This is a genomic window from Zoogloea oleivorans (assembly GCF_008107625.1).
In the GTDB taxonomy this organism is placed as follows: domain Bacteria; phylum Pseudomonadota; class Gammaproteobacteria; order Burkholderiales; family Rhodocyclaceae; genus Zoogloea; species Zoogloea oleivorans.
This window is the reverse complement of record NZ_SDKK01000008.1, coordinates 237,723-238,680: the sequence shown is the minus strand read 5'-3', so window position 1 is coordinate 238,680 and position 958 is coordinate 237,723. Positions and strand designations below refer to the sequence as shown.

Here is a 958-nt window from a genome sequence, read left to right as displayed (position 1 = left end):
TCTGGCGCCGCTTGGCGGGCGTCGGGGCTGGGCACGCAGGCACCGGCGCGGACGAGCGGGGCGTAGGCGTCACGGAAGATCGCCACGTCGGTGACGGCCAGTGCGCCAACGGTTTCGCCGTGGTAGCTGCCGGCCAGGCTGAGGAAGCGGTTCTTGTCGGGCTGGCCGTGGTTGCGCCAGTAGTGGGCGCTCATCTTGAGGGCGATCTCGGTGGCCGAAGCGCCGTCAGAGGCGTAGAAGGCGTGACCCAGATTGTGCTCGGTAAGGGCGGCGAGGCGCTCGGAGAGTTCGACTACCGGCTCGTGCGTAAAGCCGGCGAGCATCACGTGTTCGAGGGTGTCGAGCTGGGCCTTGAGGGCGTTGCCGATGCGCGGATTGGCGTGGCCGAAGAGATTGACCCACCACGAGCTGATGCCGTCCAGGTAGCGGCGTCCGTCCATGTCGTAGAGCCACGCGCCTTCGCCCCGGGCAATGGGGATGAGCGGCAGCTGCTCGTGGTGCTTCATCTGGGTACAGGGGTGCCAGACGGCAGCCAGGGAGCGGGACAGGAGGTTTGCGTTGGCGGGAGTGGACGGCATGGGACGGGAGTCTGCGACAGTCGGTGCGGCGATGGTGCTGAAAGTGCAAAGTGGAGCGACCCGGGTTTGGGCGCTCCACTTTGCAGACTGACTGAACGGGTTTTCGTTCAGTCGGGTCCGGGCTCAGGATCAGTAGGCGTAGATGCTGGCGCCACCTGCGCCGACGGCGGTATAGATGTTGGCCGCCTGGATCAGGCCGTACATCGTTGTGCCGGTCGGACTGTTGCGCTGCGTCCAGGTGACGGCGTCGTCGCTGGTGTAGATGGCACCACTGGCGCCTGCCGCCACAAAACGGGTCGAGGCGTAAACCGCGTTCAGATCGGCGCTGCCGAGGGTCTGGGCGGTCCAGGTGCTGCCGTTGGTGCTGGTGAGCAGCGTGC

Annotated in this window: 2 protein-coding genes; both read right to left on the bottom strand. The window is 66.6% G+C overall.

Going from position 1 to position 958, the window contains the following annotated elements; genetic code table 11:
• Positions 1-578 (bottom strand): aminotransferase class III-fold pyridoxal phosphate-dependent enzyme (locus tag ETQ85_RS10595; protein ID WP_148579010.1); only part of this gene is annotated, 578 nt, incomplete at its 3' end.
• A 129-nt stretch (positions 579-707) separates the two neighbouring features.
• The coding region (locus tag ETQ85_RS26205) for a beta propeller repeat protein (RefSeq protein ID WP_425473123.1) at positions 708-958 on the bottom strand (251 nt) is incomplete at its 5' end.